Below are 15,628 nucleotides of genomic sequence, written 5' to 3'. Positions count from 1 at the left end.
TCAAGGAAGGCTCCGTCCGTGTCGGACGGAGCCTTCCTCGGCATTCCCTCCCCCGGCGTTCACAGTGGCAACGCAGCAGAAGATGGCAACATGGGGATATGACTCCTGCCCCAGGTATTTCCGGCTTCTTCCGGCCCCGGCCTATTAAACCCAAAGCCGGTCAGGAATCGGTGTGGGATTACCCTCGACCGCCACGGGTCGAGCCGCGATCCGATCGGGTTATCGTGCGCCTGGGCGGGCAGGTGATTGCCGACACCACCGATGCAGTGCGCGTCCTGGAGACCAGTCATCCGCCTGTCTACTATTTGCCATTGAGCTCATTCCCTGCCGGTGTACTCGTCCCGGTCGAGGGCAGCAGCTTCTGCGAGTTCAAGGGGGAAGCGCACTACTTCGACGTCGTCGCCGGCGGCGTCGTCGTTCCCCGCGCCGGGTGGACTTACCCGGAACCCACCCGGGGGTTCGAGCCGCTCAGCACCCGGGTGGCCCTCTACCCGGCTCACATGGACTCCTGCGAGGTCAACGGCGAGCAAGTGACCTTCCAGGAAGGCGACTTTTACGGCGGTTGGGTTACCTCGCAGATCGTCGGTCCGTTCAAAGGTGGCCCGGGCACGGCCGGATGGTGAGAACATCGCTCGCACGAAGCCCGGGCGTTCCGGTTTAAGAGCTGACGTTCGGCGGGGTTTCTCCCGGCTTTAGCTCGTCGCCGTGGGCGATGATCGCGTAGATGATCAACACGTCAATGGCGATGACGATCAAGGACCACCACGGCTGCGCCGGAATGAGCATCAGTTGAACGACAGCACTGACGCCCGCAAGGACGACAGCAACGACTCTAGCCCACGTTGCGCCGGAAAAGAGCGCGACGGCGGTGAGGATCAAGAGCACGCCGAGAGCCACATTCCACCAGCCCCACCCCTTCGCGTCGAAGATGAACAGTGCGCCCGGGGCCGACAAATAGTAGGAATCGGGTCCAGTGAGCGCGACGAGACCTTGAAGGCCGCTGAAAACGCCGTTGATGATCAGAATGACTCCGGCGAAACGGACCCAACCGGTCCAGCCAGTTGAAGCGACAGGATGATGGGCTGTACTCATTTTGTCGACCGCTTTCCGTTGAATTTTCTGCCGTCGGCCTCTAGGTGGGCGCCGGCATGTCGTGAAGCTCGTACCGATCCTGCTGGTGTTCCTCACAGTCCGGGCCGGTCAATCGAGTTTGACGGACCGCTGCAGTTCCATCCTCTGCCCCCGGTGAAGTGCGGCACCTCATCCGCGTCGGGTGAATTCACGCACCGGTGTAGGGCCGCAGACCTGCAGCGCGGTGCCGGCGCCGGCCCCTACCGGCTGTGACCGCGGCGCGCTCTTGACGCGGCCGGGCCACAAGGGTAGACAAGGGCCATCCCAGCTTCGTCGCGTGGGCCACGACCGCAAAGCAACCGCCGGCAGCGCGGGGACCGTCATTACGAACCACGGCGGAGCGGCAGAGTGAGGTGTGAGCGATGACCGGGTTATCTGCCGTCCGCTTGATGGCGCTCGGCTGGGCCGGTTTCATGGCCGCGGAGGCAGGGATTGCGGACGAGTGGGGTTACTACTTCGGCGTCTTCGTCATTGTGCTGGCCCAGTGCGCCGGTGTTCCGCTTCCCGCGGTGGCCGTACTGCTTGGGGCCTACGCCTCGGCGCGCCACGGAGATCTGAACCTTGCTGCCGTTATCGCGGTCGGCAGCCTGGGCGCCATGCTCGGGAGCACTATTGGCTACGTACTGGGGCGGGTGGGAGGTCGTCCGTTGATGCTGCGCCTTGCACAGCGCTTCCACGCCGACGAAAGTCGCATCGTCCAACTGGAGTCGTTCTTCGACCGGCACGGCGGCTCAGCCTTGTTCTTCGGCCGCTGGGTCATTGTCGTCCGGCTCTGGGGCGCCATTGCCGCCGGGGCTGCGAAGATGCCGTTGCCGAAGTTCCTGCTGTGGACCATCACAGGGTCCATTGCCTGGGTCGCGAGCCTCAGCGTTCTCGCCTATCTGGCCGGGGCGCTGGCCCATGCCATCGGTGACGCCCTCGACATCGGCGGCTGGGTGCTGGTCCCCATCGTCATTCTTGGACTGGTGATTGTCTGGCGCCGGCGCAGACGCCGGAAGCTCAAGTCAGCGGAAGGGACGGGGGACGGCGTGCCCGACGCCGAATGAGGCCGGGGCTTCATCGTCCCGCCGGGATCAACGTCGGCCCCCGCGCTGAACGCTAGTCCCCGGCGTTGAGGCTTCCTGCTGTGATTGTGGCGAGGTCGTCACGGGACAGTTCGGGCTCACTCTCCATGGGGAGGTCCACAAGGTCTTCGGCCGCGTCGAGGGATTTGCCTGAGTCTGGAGTGAGGGCGGCGAAGACGGTGGTGAGCTCGTCTTGTTCCGGTCCATAGTCAGCGATGAGTTCGAGAGTTTTGTGGTTGGCGGCGTCAATGTGAAGGCTGTCGAGGAGGACCCGGGCGATTTGGTCCCGGGCAATGACACCGTCGGCACCGACAATCAGAACAGTGGTGCGACGGTGGCTCATTTCTTCTCCTTGACTGTGGCCATTGTCGTCTCACCCTGGGTGGCGGCCCAACTGGCCAGGACTTTCAGCGCGTCCTCGGAGGGTGTGCCGGGATCTGCTGTGTACACGTTGATGCGCAGTCCCGGGTCGGCGGGGAGCTCCAACGCTTCGAAGCTCAGGTCCAGGTCCCCGACGATCGGGTGGTGAAGCCGTTTGCGGCCAGCGCGGTGGTACTTCACGTCGTGCCGGGCCCACCGGGTGCGGAACTCCTCGCTTCGGGTTGAGAGTTCACCGACCAGGTCCGTGAGGTCCTTGTCGTACGGGTTTTTCCCGGCTGTGGACCGCAGGACAGCGACGATGTCATCCGCCGCGCGTTCCCAATCGGCGAAGAACTCCCGCGCTTTCGGGTTCAGGAAGGTGAACCGTGCGCTGTTCGGCGGGGTGGTCTGTTCGGCCATCAGGTCCAGATAAAGGGCACGGCCCAATTCGTTGGAAGCAAGAACATCCCCGCGGTCGTTGCGGACCCAGGCCGGCGCCGTCGTGATCGCATCGATGACGCGTTGCACGCTCGGCCGCACGGTCTGCGGGCTGCGCTTGCGCCGCACCCGGGGGGAGGCTGTGGCCGCGCGGGCCAGGTCGAAAAGGTGGGCCGTTTCAGCGTCGTCGAGCTTCAGGGCACGCGCGAGCGCTTCGAGGACGCTGTCCGAGGCGCCGGAGAGGTTTCCCCGCTCAAGACGTATGTAGTAATCGATGCTCATTCCGGCGAGCATGGCGACTTCCTCGCGTCGGAGCCCGGCAACGCGCCGGTTGCCTCCATAGACCGGCAGGCCGGCTTCATCCGGGGTGATCTTTGCGCGGCGGGAGGTCAGGAACTTCCGCACATCGTCGCTGTGTGTCATGGCTTCCACGCTACCCGCGGCCGCTGGCACGAGGGAGGCACTGCCGTTACCCGGAACGGCTGTGACTCCCGGCCCGTGCGGAATCCGGGTTGCATTGAAGGCATGAAACCTGAACCCACAACTGCTCCGCACCCGGCGGCGGTCCTTGCGATCATCCTCGTCAGCTACTTCATGATCCTGCTGGACAACTCGGTTATCTTCACCGCCCTGCCGAGCCTGCAGGCTGACCTGCAGCTGAGCACGGGTGAGCTTTCCTGGGTCCAGGATGCGTACACGCTGGTCTTCGGCGGCCTGCTGCTCCTCGGCGCCAGGGCAGGAGACCTTCTCGGACGCCGGCGGGTCTTCGTCGTCGGGCTGGTGGTGTTTTCGATCGCTTCCCTGCTGATCGGGCTGGCACCGGCTGGCTGGTGGGCGATCGCCGGCCGCGCCGTCCAGGGTATCGGGGCGGCGATCGTGGCACCCGCCTCACTGTCCCTGCTCACGGCGAGCTTCCCGGAAGGCCGTGAGCGAAACCGGGCGGTGACGTTGTACGGCGCTACCGCAGGGATCGGCGCCAGCCTCGGCCTGGTCATCGGCGGGGCGCTGGCCCACTGGATCTCCTGGCGGGCCGGGTTCTTCGTCAACGTACCCATCGGCGCCGCGATGATCGCACTCGCGCCCCGGTTCCTCCCGGAAACCGGCCGGGCCCGCGGCCGCTTCGACGTATTCGGCGCACTCAGCGCCACACTGGGTGTCGGCGCCCTCGTGTTCGGGATAATCAACACCGTTGATGCGGGATGGACTTCCCCGGTGACGGTCACAGCCGTCAGCGCCGGCGTCGTGCTCCTGATCGTGTTCGTGCTGATCGAGCGCCGGGTGGCCCAGCCGATCATGCCGTTGCGGCTGTTCGCGAGCCGCCGACGCACCGGCGCCTACGTTGCGCGTTTTCTGTACCTGGGCGCGATGATCGCATTCTTCTTCTTCACGACCCAGTTCCTGCAGGAAGTACTGGGCTTCGACCCCTTGCAGGCCGGCATGGGATTCCTGCCCATGACCGCAGTCAACTTCGCTGTTGCCATGAGTGTCCCGAAGCTTTTGGGGAAAATGCCGGGTTCCATTCCGCTCTTGACCGGCATTCTGGTCACCCTCGCCGGGATGTTTTGGCTCAGCCGCGTCGGCGTCGACTCCGGCTATCTGGCGGGGGTGGCCCTGCCGATGGTCCTCATTGGCGCCGGCCAGGGTCTCGCGTTTGCGCCACTGACCTCGTTTGGCATCGTCGGCGCCCCCGCGGCCGATGCCGGGGCGGCGTCGGGCCTTGTCAACACCTTCCACCAGGTCGGTACCAGCCTTGGGCTTGGCGTCGCGGTCGCGGCGGCAGCAAGCGTCCCGGCGGCGGGTTCCGCCGTTACGCACCTGGCCGCGCAGGTCAGCGTCGCGCTGACCACGGGCAGCATCCTCCTGCTCCTGGCTCTGGCAGTCGCTGCGGCACTCATCCTGCCCGCAGACTTGGCCGGGCGCCGGACCCGGACGTTGCCCGCGGCGCGGCCCGCGGCGCTGGCCGGGAGCACCCGCTGAACCACGAACCCCGAAGGGGGTCCTGCCAATACCCTGATCAGCCGTGACTCCCAAGACGTGCGCGACCGGAGTTGACTGGAATCTGTCCGACAACTCAAAAACGCTCAAAGTACCCGTCCGCCCGTAAGCGAAGCGAAGGAACAGGACCAACCATGGACATCACACTTAACAACGGGGTCATCATGCCCGCTATCGGGCTCGGCGTCTTCCAAAGCGCCCCGGAACAGACCACGGCCGCCGTCGAGGCCGCACTGGCCACCGGCTACCGGCACATCGACACCGCCGCCGCCTACGGCAACGAGCAGGAAGTCGGGCAGGGCATCCGTGCCTCCGGCCTTGACCGTGCGGAGGTGTTCATCGAGACCAAGGTCTGGGTCAGTGACTACGGCTACGACCAGACACTGCATGCCTGGGCGAAGGCGACCGGCAAGCTGGGCGTCGACTATCTGGACCTGCTCATCCTGCACCAGCCCGCCCCCGACCGCTTCGAAAAAACCATCGCCGCCTACAAGGCGCTGGAGGCGCTGCTTGCTGACGGGCGCGTGCGGGCAATCGGTGTCAGCAACTTCATGCCGCACCACCTGCAGCAGCTCCTGGACGCGACCGACGTCGTCCCCGCCGTGAACCAGATCGAACTGCACCCCTACTTCACGCAGCCGGACGTACAGGCCGCCGATGCCCGGAACGGGATCCTTACCCAGGCGTGGTCGCCGATCGGCGGGATCACCTTCTACCCAGGGTGGGGCGCGGGGCGCCGAAACGTCATGGAAGACCCGACCATCGCCGCCATCGCACGGGCCCACGGCAAGAGTCCGGCACAGGTCATGCTGCGCTGGCACCTGCAGCACGGCCGCTCAGCCATCCCGAAATCCACGAATCCGGCACGCATCGCCGAAAACTTCGACGTGTTCAATTTCGAGCTCAGTGCCCGCGAACTCGCCGCCATTGACGGGCTCGACACAGGGATGCGCAACGGACCGGACCCCGACGAGGCCCGCGAAGAGCGCTTCGCCATGGTCATCCCCGAAGCCTAAGACAGAGACAGAGACAAGGAACCATCATGGAATACCGTCCCCTCGGCCGCACCGGTGTGCAGGTCAGTCCCCTGTGCCTGGGCGCGATGATGTTCGGCCCCTGGGGCAACAAGGACACCGCCGATTCCATCCGCATCATCCACCACGCCCTCGACGCGGGCATCAACTTCATCGACACCGCCGATGTCTACTCCGGCGGGGCATCCGAAGAAATCGTCGGGCAGGCACTCGAAGCCCGGCGTGATGACGTGTTCCTGGCCACGAAGTTCTTTATGCCCATGAGCGAAGACCCCAACCAGCGCGGTGGATCCCGCCGCTGGATCATCCGCGAAGTCGAAAACTCCCTCCGCCGCCTGAACACCGACTACATCGACCTCTACCAGGTCCACCGGCCCAGCCCCGATACCGACGTCGCGGAGACCCTCGGCGCCCTCACCGACCTCGTCCGCCAGGGCAAGGTCCGCTACATAGGCTCATCGTCGCACTCGGGTTCCCAGATCGTGGAGGCCCAGTGGGCCTCCCGGGCACGCAACCTGGAGCGGTTCGTCACGGAGCAGCCGCCCTACTCGATCCTGGTCCGCGGCATCGAGGAAGACATCCTCCCGACGGCTCAACGTCACGGCATGGGGACACTCACGTACAGCCCGCTCAGCGGCGGGTGGCTCTCCGGACGCTGGCGCAAAGACTCGGCGTCGGCACCGGCGTCGCCAGCCCGCCCGAGCGCCCGGTTCGACATGAGCAGCCCGGCCAACCAGCGAAAACTCGACATCGTCGAAGACCTCGCCCAGCTCGCCGAACAAAACGGGCTGACGCTCATCGAACTGGCCATCGCGTTCGTCATCAACCACCCAGGCGTCACGGGAGCGATCGTGGGACCGCGCACGATGGAACAGCTCGAGTCCTACCTGCCCGCCGCGGACCTCAAACTGGGCGCCGACGTGCTGGACCGCATCGATCGGCTCGTGGCCCCCGGCGTGACCATTAACCCCGATGACAACAGCTACGGCGCGCACGAACTCACGGCTCACGCACGACGGCGGTGACGGATGTGGCCACGCCGGACGCCAACCTTGCCACTTTAGAGTCCAAACCGAAAGAAGGATCATCATGACCGACCAACCCAAACAGCTCGGAGGAGGCCGAAAGATGTTCGGCGACTTCGCCCCAAAGCTGGCCGAGCTCACAGACGACGTGCTCTTCGAGGACGTCTGGAACCGGCCCGAACTGAGCGCCCGCGATCGCAGCCTCATCACCGTGGCTGTGCTCACCGCCGGCGGGAACACCGAGCAGCTAGGTTCCCACCTCGGGCGCGCCCTCGAAAACGGCGTAACCCAGGACGAGCTCATCGAAGCCATCACCCACGTCACGCTCTACGCCGGCTGGCCCAAGGGCACGTCTGCGATGGGCGTCGCCAAGCAGCTCTTCACCGACAACGAGTCAGGAAAGCCATGAACATCGAACCCAATGTGCCGACGACGAAGAACCCGGCGGCACAATTTGCCGGCGACGTGTGGCTAGACCCGATCGCATTGCCCCACGAGTCCGCCCAGACGATGGTCGTAGCGACAGTCCGCTTCGCCCCGGGAGCACGCACCGCCTGGCACTCCCACGAGCACGGCCAGTACCTGCGCGTCACCCAAGGTGTGGGCCGGTTCGGTACCCGCGACGGAGCGATCATCGAAGTCCACCCCGGCCAGACGCTTTACACCCCACCCGGTGAGGAACATTGGCACGCCGCCGCCCCAGGCTGCTTTATGGAGCACATTGCCATGCTCCAACACGGGGAAGACCCGTCCAAGACCACCACCTGGGGCGAGCACATCACAGACGAGGAGTACAACGGCCGCTAAGGGCCGGATAACGGAACGTCAGCTGATCAGTACTCGCCTTTCATCACGAAGTACGAGCCGCGGATAACGCCTGCCAGCTTTGACTTCTGGCGGGCGAACTTGAATTTTGACGCCAGTTCCTCTGGAATATCCATGCCTTCGGCCAGTTTGAATCCGACGGCGCGCTTCCCGCCCGCTTCGATGCTGTACATGACATTGACCGACAGCCCTGACTCGTAGAACACGTAATCCATCCGCAAACCGTCGACTTCGAAGGCGGTCGCTTCGAGCGGGCGGGAACCGATGACAATGTCACGCTCGTCCCTTAGGATCCGGCTCACCCGGTCGATGACCTCCGGAACCTCGCTTGCAGCGCTAACAGTGAAGACGTGGTCGTACTTGTTGCGATAGTAGCGCGCCTCATTGGCCCGCAACCCAGCGAGCGATTCGGCGACAGGAGACGATTCCAGTCCGACAGTAGAAACATTCTCGAAGTCAACAACGTACGGCATACGTCCTCCTCAGCAGATGTGTTGGACCAACGATAACGTGGGGGCCCGCTTCCGCCGATGTACGGACCCTCTTGGGCCGATCCTGCCCCTCAGCAACCCGCCGAAGTATCCGCTATAGGCATCCATCCCTCTTGAGTCGTGTTCATCCACCGGCAGGTATCGCCTTCCGTTAGCCCCCGCGCCCTCTGTCATTCGGGTTCCGGCTGAAAGCGAAGCTTCAGCCCATGCTCGAAGAGTCCTCTGCCAGAAACGCCCCTGGACACCCCCTGCCCGTCGTCGCACCCGGCGCGGTGATCCCGCTGAGAGTCCTGGCCTCGCCCATGAAATCCTCTTCCTGGCGGCCGGCCCGGAGTACCGGGAACGCCTTGCAGAGACCGCCGTGGAGCCGGCGACCCCGCTGCTCGTGGACGGGCAGCGGGACGGGATGGTGGTACGGATCGAAGCCTCCCGCGACGAACCACTTTGCCGTGGAGCCCGTTGAACCGGCGTCGTAATCACGGATCTCCGGAGGTCACTATGGCGAGCCGGAGTTCGGCGGGGCTGTCCACCGGTGCCCGTCCATCGCGCATTAGACACGTCACGGAAACTTAGCCGGAGTGGTGCACGTCCTCCGGGTCCTCGGGTGAGTCATTGCGCCGTTCCTTCACGAGCTTTCTGGCGCTCACCAACCGTAGCGCGGTCACCAGCAGGATCCCGCCAAGCATGTTAAAGACCACGACGTAGGAAAACCAGCCGAGCCATTCAAAATAGCTGATATCGGCACCCGTGTGGATGGCACCGAAAATCAGCAGCGAGTCCAAAATCGAGTGGAAGAGCTGCAGCCCGTAGAGCAGGAAAGCGCCAACGACGGCGGCCGCGATCTTGCCGGTGACGCTGTCCGTCCCGTGCTGCATGCGGGTCATCAACGTGATGGTGCTCCCCGCCAGCACGGCAAGACACACGGTTGTCCAGTTGAACCCGGCGTCGAGATAGTGGTCGGCCTCCTTCGTGATCGTCTCGCTCCACTGCGGGAACGCTGTCATGATCAAGGCCATTGATAGCCAACCGCCCACCAGGTTGGCTATGAGAGTGCCGCCCCAGAGCTTCCCGAGCTGCGCGTAACTTGCCTCCCGGGCAACGACGGCGGCAATGGGCACCAGGAAACCTTCCGTGAACAGTTCGCTCTTGGCCAGCAGGAGGGCGATGAGCCCTGCACTGAACGCAAGCCCCGCGAGAAGGTGGTTCCCGGTCTCATAAAGAACACCAAGGTAGGCCATGATCCCAACGCCTATTTCAAACCCGCCGAACAAGCCGGTGATGAGCACGTCCCGAAAGGAGCGGTTCAGCCGCTGCGCGCCTTCCTCAACCGTGCGGTCGAAGGACTCCTCCACCTCCTCCTCGACCGGGCCTGAATTGTCGCCAAGTTCCCGCCGTCGTGCATCGCCGTCGGTGTCGCTCATTCGTGTCGCCTATCCGCCTGAAAAATGTGTGGCCATTCTACTGTGACGGTCTTGCTGGAAGGCGTACTCGTCGCCACGGCACAGCACAACCGTGGAGCCACAGCCGTGCGGGAACCCGCGCGACTACTGCGTCCCAGACTTAGAGGCGTGGCACATCGATCAGCACCTTGCCGATAATGCTCTCTTCCACCGCGGCGTGGGCCGCGGGCGTGTTAGCCAGGTCAAAGCGATGCAGCGGCAGACCTGCGGCTTCTCCGACCGGAAGGGCGCCGTCGGCGATGGCCGCGTTGATGTCCTCGGCGGCGGCATGCACGGCCGCCATGCCAACTGTGTAGAGCAACACGAACTGGTAGCGGACGTTGAGGCTGAAGTGCCTGCGCACGTCCAGGGTCACCTGATCGCCGCCGTTGTTGGCGTAGACAGCGATGGAGCCGCGGTTGCGGATTACTGCCAGGTCGAGTTCCGCGTTCTGCGCGGGCGCCACCTCCACGATCTGGTCGACGCCCTCGGGAGCGATCCGACGTATCTCCGCGGCTGCGTGGCCTTCCCCGTAATTGATAACGTGATCAGCGCCGGCGGCCGTGGCCAGCGCAGCCTTTGCCGGTCCACTCACGGTCGTGATCACAACGGCGCCGGCCCACTTGGCGAGCTGGATCGCCGCATGGCCCACCGCGCCAGCCCCTCCAGCAACGAGAACTGCCTTGCCGTCCAAAGCTCCCGGACGCAGCCGCCGCGGGCCGTCCTCGGCGATGGTCAGGGCCCTGTGGGCGGTGATCGCGGGAACGCCCAGGCTTGCGCCGACGTCGAACCCCGCATTCTCCGGCAGCGGAAAGACCCGCTCGGCTGGCAGGACGGCGAATTCCTGGGCTGTCCCGCCGTCGGCGCGCTGGTGGGCGGCCAAGGCCACCCAGACCCTGTCACCGACGTGGAGATGCTCGACGCCGGGTCCGACGGCGTCCACTATTCCGGCGCCGTCCTGGTTCGGCACGACCTCCGCGAAGGGCAAGGTTTGGCCCGGTCGGATGCCGCGGCGCGACTTCCAGTCGGTGGGGTTCACCGCGGAAACCATGATCCGCACGCGCACCTCCCCCCTCCCCGGGGCGCGGATCTCGCGGTCGACGAGTTCGAGAACAGACGGATCACCGGTGGCACGGTACACGATGGCTTTCATACTCAGACCCAACGCCCGACCGGACCGAAAAGTCCCGCCGCGTGGCGATAAACTGGACCGATCATGATCGGTGCCCCGCTCCGTATTCTGGTCTGGTTCGTCATCCTAGCGAACCTCATCTCTGCCTGCGCGCCAACGATCAGACTCGAGGCGGCCACCGCTGATCCACTGATCCAGACCTCCTCGGCCCCGCCGGCCGCACGCGATGACGCAGCTCCTCGCCGGCCCACCTCCCCCACCCCGACGCCGGTTCCCACGCCTCCCCCGGCGCCCCAGGCGTTCGCCCTCAACCTCTACCAGGAGGGGGACTTCGTGCCGCAGTACACCTTTAACTGGTGTGTGGCGGCGAGCATCCAGATGATGCACAACCTCATCGACGACACCGGGGCCGGCACATGGACCGATCGCGTCCAGCAGGGGGAGCTCTGGGAGATGGCACGGGCACGGTCCTTCAACTCGTTCAACGGTGCCAACCCCTTGGGTTGGGCGGAGGTGCTAACCGAGGTCGGGATGGGGCCCTACGCCGTCGTGAGCATCGCCGACTACGAGGAGGCGCTGCAGATCGCGGCGCGCGCCATTGCCGACACGAATCGGCCGGTCGGGCTGGTCATGTGGCGCGGCCGCCACGTTTGGGTGATGAGCGGCTTCGAGTCACTCGGCGCTCCCGACCAGTTCCCGGAGTTCCCGGTCACCGGCATCCGCGTCCAGGATCCGCTCTACCCGTACGGTGACGACCAGTGGGGACCGTCCCCCGCGCCCAATGCCCTGCTCACCCCCGAACAGCTGGCGACCCAGTTCGTCGTCCGCGAGCCGCGGCGCTGGAGCAGCGATATGCCGACCGGCTACATGCTGGTGCTGCCGATCGCCAAGGCTTGATCAGCCCCTAATGCCCTGTTCCCCGACGCTGACCCATGAACGACCAGGGACCACGCGGCCGCTCTTGAATTCTCAAGGGCACCGGGCATAGATGGTCCCAGAGCAATCACCAGAGGAGGTCACCATGACGGTCACTTTCAACCACACCATCGTCTACGCAACGGACAAGCGCCATTCGGCGGAGTTCCTGGCCAACGTGCTCGGACTCCCGAAACCCCAAGCCATGTGGTCCTTCATGACCGTGTCCCTCGACCACGGAGTGGCCCTCGATTTCGCCACGGCAGACCGGCCCATCTCCCCGCAGCACTACGCCTTCCTGGTCAGCGAGGAGGACTTCGACGGAATCATCGCAAGGATTCAGGCCCAGGACATCCCCTACTGGGCAGACCCGGGACGGGCTCGCCCGCAGCAGATCAACCACAACGACGGCGGACGTGGCGTCTATTTCGCGGATCCGGACGGGCACTTCCTCGAAGCGATCACGCGTCCGTACGGATCGGGCGCCACGTGAACTCCTGGGACGCCGGCGGCCAGCTTGGCGGCCCGCCCTGTCGCTGGAAAGGCTATGCGCCCGGACAAATCGCCGCCACTGAGTTCATCATCGGGCAACCTTGGTCTAAGTTCTTCTGCATGGGAAGCAATGGCCTGACGCTGGTCTCGGGTGAATCTTCTAGCCTGCAGGTCCAGGACTGCCCTGCTGAGCCCTTCTCCCACCCCCCAACAGTTGAGCCAGGCGACGGATTGCTTCGACCATGTCCTCTGACTCCCCAATCACCTGGAAGATGGTGCAAGCGTTGGATCGGTTCGGGGATCGGTCAGCAGGCGTGTGCAATGGACACCTGAAAGTTGCGTCAGGCTTGAATGTTGTGCGAGCCCAGTCCTGGTAAACGGCATCCACCTCCAAGCCGGCTGCGGCCGAGCTGCCGTCCTGATGTCCGCGTGGCGAAAAACGACGTGCGCCGTCTCGGTCACACTTTCACCTGCCCGCAGAGGTTGTCGCGATCGACCCTTCGGCTGCGTTCCGCAGGCCCTGCGCCAGCAGCTGCCATGTGACGCGGTCGCCGTCGATCCGTTCCACACCCCTCAGCAGATCAACCCGCCACGAACCGCGCAGAGCCGCTACTCTGGGGGCATCCCGGAGCAAAGGAGGACCCCATGGGCAAAGTGGTCATGTACAGCTCGGTGTCGGTGGACGGCTTCATCGCGGACGAGAACGACCAGCCCGGACCCCTGTTCGACTGGTTGACCAGCGGTGACGTGCCGTTGGACGAGAGCGGCGAGTTGAAGGTGTCGCAGGCGTCCTACGACTACACCCGGCCGTACTGGAACCAGGTCGGGGCGACAGTCGTCGGCCGCCACGTCTTCGACATGACAGACGGCTGGGACGGACAGCCTCCGAGCGGGGTCGACTATGTGGTCGTCGTAACGCACCGGCCGGAGCCTGAGGGCTGGGACCCCGAGGCGCCGTTTTACTTCGTCGACGGCGTCGAGGCAGCCGTGGCCAAGGCGCAGGAGCTGGCGGGTGACCGCATCGTCGAGATCGCTGCTGGCGACGTCGGTGGCCAGGTGCTGGCCGCGGGGCTGGTCGACGAGGTGCGCATGGACGTCGCACCCGTCGTGTTCGGGTCCGGCAAACGCTATTTCGGGTCGGTCCACGCGCAGCACCTGTTGGAGGATCCTGACGTGGTGATTCAGGGGAACCGGGTGCTTCACCTGCGTTTTCAGGTGAGCCGTTGACCGATTTGAACGGTTACACAAAGAAGTCCACTGTGAACGGTGACATCAAGATCGGGCCCCGCTCGCTGGCCTAGCACCCGTGCGGCTGCCCGCCGTGTACGTGCCGCCTTGGGACTTCGGCCCCGAATTCCCTTCAGGACGAGGAGAAGGCCTCCCGAACCGGCCGGACCCCCAGAAAGTGCCGAAGTGACCTTCACCCGCGCGCCGCGGGTCAACCGAAATGGCTATTCAATCTTTCTTCGCTGCGGACACGTCGATGCATACGATTCCCTGGTTGCCGTCCTGGTCGGCGATCACGGTGAGCGAGGGCGCGTTGCTGGCATCGACGACGGTCCCGCCCGCGGCGAGGGCGGCGGCGATCCGTTGCTCCGCCACCTCGGGCGCCACATAGACCTCGATGTGGAACCGCTGACGCGAGGTCTCGTGCTCGACGGCGTCCCCGAACCACAGGTTCGGAACCCGTCCTGTGGCGTCCCGGATTTCGTCGCTGGGGGACCCTCGGCCCTGGGCCTCCGCGCTCCCGGTCAGCAGGGCGGCCCACACCGGGGCGATGGTCGCGGAGCGCGCCGTGTCGAGGCCGAGCTCGATGTCGCTGACCGATGCCGGGTCGGCGTCGACCTTGTGGTCGGCGGCGATCTCTGTGATTCGTCGCGCCAGGTCGACGTCCAGCTGAGTCACCCACTCAACGACGTGTTCGGTGCCCTCGCCGTCGCGGTAAGTGGCGTCGTCTGTGATCAGCTTGAGGTCAACGTACCCATTGCCGATCGACACGCGAGGGTGGTGTCCGAGCGCGTCGCCCGCCTCGCCTACCGCGGCGACGAACCGTGCGCCCGTGCCGAAGTCGGCGACCAGATAGCGGGCATGCAGTCCCTGGGCCAGTTTGCGCCAGTCCGTCAGGTTGGCCTCGGCGATCTGCTCGCCCTTCAGCATGTCCATAGACGGGGATCCTACCAAGGTCAGTTCACAGTTGATACGGCTGTGACTGGTGGGACTAGCTTGAAATCCAGAGGCCGACCAACGCTGGTGACTCGGCCGCCCAGAGTGCGGTGGCGGCCATCCCTGTGCTGGCATTGCCACCCGGCGTCACACGATCACCTGCGGGGGCACCCCGCGGGCAAGCCATAACGACGACTGTGAACGGGCACTGGGGACGCGACTCCTGGCTCAGCCCGCAGCGCTGGCCGAACGAACCGCCGGATCTTCCCCTCCACGTGCGCTGGCAGACGGACACTACTGACAGGAGGCCGGCGGATCCTGTGACTTCATCGCGTGCTTTTGGCTGAGATGAATTGTCGGATCCAGTTGGCGGTTTCTGGATGGTCGAGATGCAGGCCGTGACGTGCGCCGGGAACCCGTACGAGGGTGGAGCGGCGGATGTGTTGATGGAGCAATGTGCCGTTCCACAGCGGCGTCAGAGCGTCGTCCGTGCCGTGGAGGATGAGCGTCGGGGCCTTGATTGAAGCCAGGTCGTCCCACGCGTCATGCTCCCGGCTGGCCTTGAAATGGCGGGATTTTACCCAGGCCGATGCCTGCGAATCAACGAAGGTGCGCGTTACGTCGGGATGCTGATTCGCCCATTCGGGATCAAATAGGAGCGGGATCATGAGCTCGAAGTCCCCGCTCAGCAGTGCGGCCATGGCGGTGTTGTTCTGCTCGGAGTCCTGGCGCCGCCCTCCGGTGGTTGCGGCCAGTACGAGGGCACGCACCCGGTGCGGCTGATCGATGGCAACCCATTGGGCGACCCTGCCACCCATCGAATGGCCGTACACGTGAGCGGCCTCTACGCCGGCAGCCTGAAGGACCGCGACCGCGTCGGCTGCAAAGAACCTCGTTGTGTACCGGTCGGCATTGCCTTGGCCGCTGGCACCGATCCCTCGATGTTCGAAGCGGATCACGCGGAAATGCTGCGCCAGAGCTTCTGCGGTCGGCCCCCCACCCGGCCATTGCTGTGGCCTGACCGGCAATAAGGAGCAAAGGCTCCCCCGCACCTTCCTCGACCCAGGCCAACTCGGCACCATCCGGAGCCTTGGCGATTTTCACCTCTGCACTGTGCCCGGTGA

At 65.1% G+C, this 15,628-nt stretch carries 18 protein-coding genes; 10 read left to right on the top strand and 8 right to left on the bottom strand.

Features of this window, described 5'->3' with window-relative positions; all coding sequences use genetic code 11:
• Positions 1 to 98 precede the first annotated feature (98 nt).
• Positions 99 to 623, top strand: coding sequence for a DUF427 domain-containing protein (locus LDO13_RS08155; RefSeq protein ID WP_224049487.1), 525 nt, complete (start codon positions 99 to 101; stop codon positions 621 to 623).
• Between the two features lie 34 nt (positions 624 to 657).
• Here LDO13_RS08155 and LDO13_RS08150 read toward each other — a convergent pair whose 3' ends face one another.
• Positions 658 to 1,092 (bottom strand): hypothetical protein, encoded by a 435-nt coding sequence (locus tag LDO13_RS08150; RefSeq protein ID WP_224049486.1) that lies wholly within the window; start codon positions 1,090 to 1,092, stop codon positions 658 to 660.
• Positions 1,093 to 1,493: 401 nt separating this feature from the next.
• Here LDO13_RS08150 and LDO13_RS08145 point away from each other — a divergent pair, with 401 nt between their 5' ends.
• The gene (locus LDO13_RS08145; RefSeq protein WP_224049485.1) at positions 1,494 to 2,177 is read left to right on the top strand and encodes a DedA family protein; all 684 of its coding nucleotides are present in this window, start codon (positions 1,494 to 1,496) and stop codon (positions 2,175 to 2,177) included.
• A gap of 52 nt (positions 2,178 to 2,229) precedes the next feature.
• Here the strand turns inward: LDO13_RS08145 and LDO13_RS08140 are convergent, their stop codons facing one another.
• Entirely contained in the window at positions 2,230 to 2,538 is a 309-nt protein-coding gene (locus LDO13_RS08140) for a hypothetical protein (RefSeq protein WP_224049484.1), read from the bottom strand.
• Positions 2,535 to 3,416 carry a helix-turn-helix transcriptional regulator gene (locus LDO13_RS08135; protein WP_224049483.1) on the bottom strand — a complete coding sequence of 294 codons (882 nt, stop codon included), beginning with the start codon at positions 3,414 to 3,416 and terminating at the stop codon, positions 2,535 to 2,537. The genes LDO13_RS08140 and LDO13_RS08135 overlap by 4 nt, the downstream gene beginning before the upstream one ends.
• A 102-nt stretch (positions 3,417 to 3,518) precedes the next feature.
• Here LDO13_RS08135 and LDO13_RS08130 point away from each other — a divergent pair, with 102 nt between their 5' ends.
• From LDO13_RS08130 to LDO13_RS08110, 5 genes are all read left to right on the top strand, one after another.
• Positions 3,519 to 4,970 carry an MFS transporter gene (locus tag LDO13_RS08130; RefSeq protein WP_224049482.1) on the top strand — a complete coding sequence of 484 codons (1,452 nt, stop codon included), beginning with the start codon at positions 3,519 to 3,521 and terminating at the stop codon, positions 4,968 to 4,970.
• Positions 4,971 to 5,122: 152 nt separating this feature from the next.
• Entirely contained in the window at positions 5,123 to 6,004 is an 882-nt protein-coding gene (locus tag LDO13_RS08125; RefSeq protein WP_224049481.1) for an aldo/keto reductase, read from the top strand.
• A 26-nt stretch (positions 6,005 to 6,030) separates the two neighbouring features.
• Entirely contained in the window at positions 6,031 to 7,047 is a 1,017-nt protein-coding gene (locus LDO13_RS08120) for an aldo/keto reductase (protein WP_224049480.1), read from the top strand.
• A 64-nt stretch (positions 7,048 to 7,111) separates the two neighbouring features.
• The gene (locus LDO13_RS08115) at positions 7,112 to 7,456 is read left to right on the top strand and encodes a carboxymuconolactone decarboxylase family protein (RefSeq protein ID WP_224049479.1); all 345 of its coding nucleotides are present in this window, start codon (positions 7,112 to 7,114) and stop codon (positions 7,454 to 7,456) included.
• Positions 7,453 to 7,854 carry a cupin domain-containing protein gene (locus tag LDO13_RS08110; RefSeq protein ID WP_224049478.1) on the top strand — a complete coding sequence of 134 codons (402 nt, stop codon included), beginning with the start codon at positions 7,453 to 7,455 and terminating at the stop codon, positions 7,852 to 7,854. The genes LDO13_RS08115 and LDO13_RS08110 overlap by 4 nt, the downstream gene beginning before the upstream one ends.
• Positions 7,855 to 7,880: 26 nt before the next feature.
• On the opposite strand, the gene LDO13_RS08105 is transcribed toward LDO13_RS08110, so the two are convergent.
• From LDO13_RS08105 to LDO13_RS08095, 3 genes are all read right to left on the bottom strand, one after another.
• Positions 7,881 to 8,345, bottom strand: coding sequence for a phage tail protein (locus LDO13_RS08105; protein ID WP_224049477.1), 465 nt, complete (start codon positions 8,343 to 8,345; stop codon positions 7,881 to 7,883).
• Positions 8,346 to 8,932: 587 nt separating this feature from the next.
• Positions 8,933 to 9,784 (bottom strand): formate/nitrite transporter family protein, encoded by an 852-nt coding sequence (locus tag LDO13_RS08100; protein ID WP_224049476.1) that lies wholly within the window; start codon positions 9,782 to 9,784, stop codon positions 8,933 to 8,935.
• Between the two features lie 139 nt (positions 9,785 to 9,923).
• Positions 9,924 to 10,955, bottom strand: coding sequence for an NADPH:quinone reductase (locus tag LDO13_RS08095; protein WP_224049475.1), 1,032 nt, complete (start codon positions 10,953 to 10,955; stop codon positions 9,924 to 9,926).
• 63 nt (positions 10,956 to 11,018) lie between these two features.
• Between LDO13_RS08095 and LDO13_RS08090 the strand changes: the two genes are divergently transcribed.
• The 3 genes from LDO13_RS08090 (at position 11,019) to LDO13_RS08080 (ending at position 13,568) form a co-directional block, all read left to right on the top strand.
• Positions 11,019 to 11,831, top strand: a complete 813-nt coding sequence (locus tag LDO13_RS08090; RefSeq protein WP_224049474.1) for a hypothetical protein — start codon at positions 11,019 to 11,021, stop codon at positions 11,829 to 11,831.
• Positions 11,832 to 11,955: 124 nt separating this feature from the next.
• Positions 11,956 to 12,342, top strand: coding sequence for a VOC family protein (locus LDO13_RS08085; RefSeq protein ID WP_224049473.1), 387 nt, complete (start codon positions 11,956 to 11,958; stop codon positions 12,340 to 12,342).
• 644 nt (positions 12,343 to 12,986) lie between these two features.
• The gene (locus tag LDO13_RS08080; RefSeq protein WP_224049472.1) at positions 12,987 to 13,568 is read left to right on the top strand and encodes a dihydrofolate reductase family protein; all 582 of its coding nucleotides are present in this window, start codon (positions 12,987 to 12,989) and stop codon (positions 13,566 to 13,568) included.
• Between the two features lie 228 nt (positions 13,569 to 13,796).
• Here LDO13_RS08080 and LDO13_RS08075 read toward each other — a convergent pair whose 3' ends face one another.
• Together LDO13_RS08075 and LDO13_RS08070 are read right to left on the bottom strand one after the other, a co-directional pair.
• Positions 13,797 to 14,504 (bottom strand): VOC family protein, encoded by a 708-nt coding sequence (locus tag LDO13_RS08075; RefSeq protein ID WP_224049471.1) that lies wholly within the window; start codon positions 14,502 to 14,504, stop codon positions 13,797 to 13,799.
• Positions 14,505 to 14,830: 326 nt separating this feature from the next.
• Complete coding sequence (locus LDO13_RS08070) at positions 14,831 to 15,463, bottom strand: alpha/beta hydrolase (RefSeq protein ID WP_263422152.1); 633 nt, start codon at positions 15,461 to 15,463, stop codon at positions 14,831 to 14,833.
• Between the last annotated feature and the right edge of the window lie 165 nt (positions 15,464 to 15,628).

Source organism: Arthrobacter sp. NicSoilB4, from assembly GCF_019977335.1.
Lineage (GTDB): Bacteria > Actinomycetota > Actinomycetes > Actinomycetales > Micrococcaceae > Arthrobacter.
This window is presented reverse-complemented; position numbering and strand designations above follow the sequence as displayed.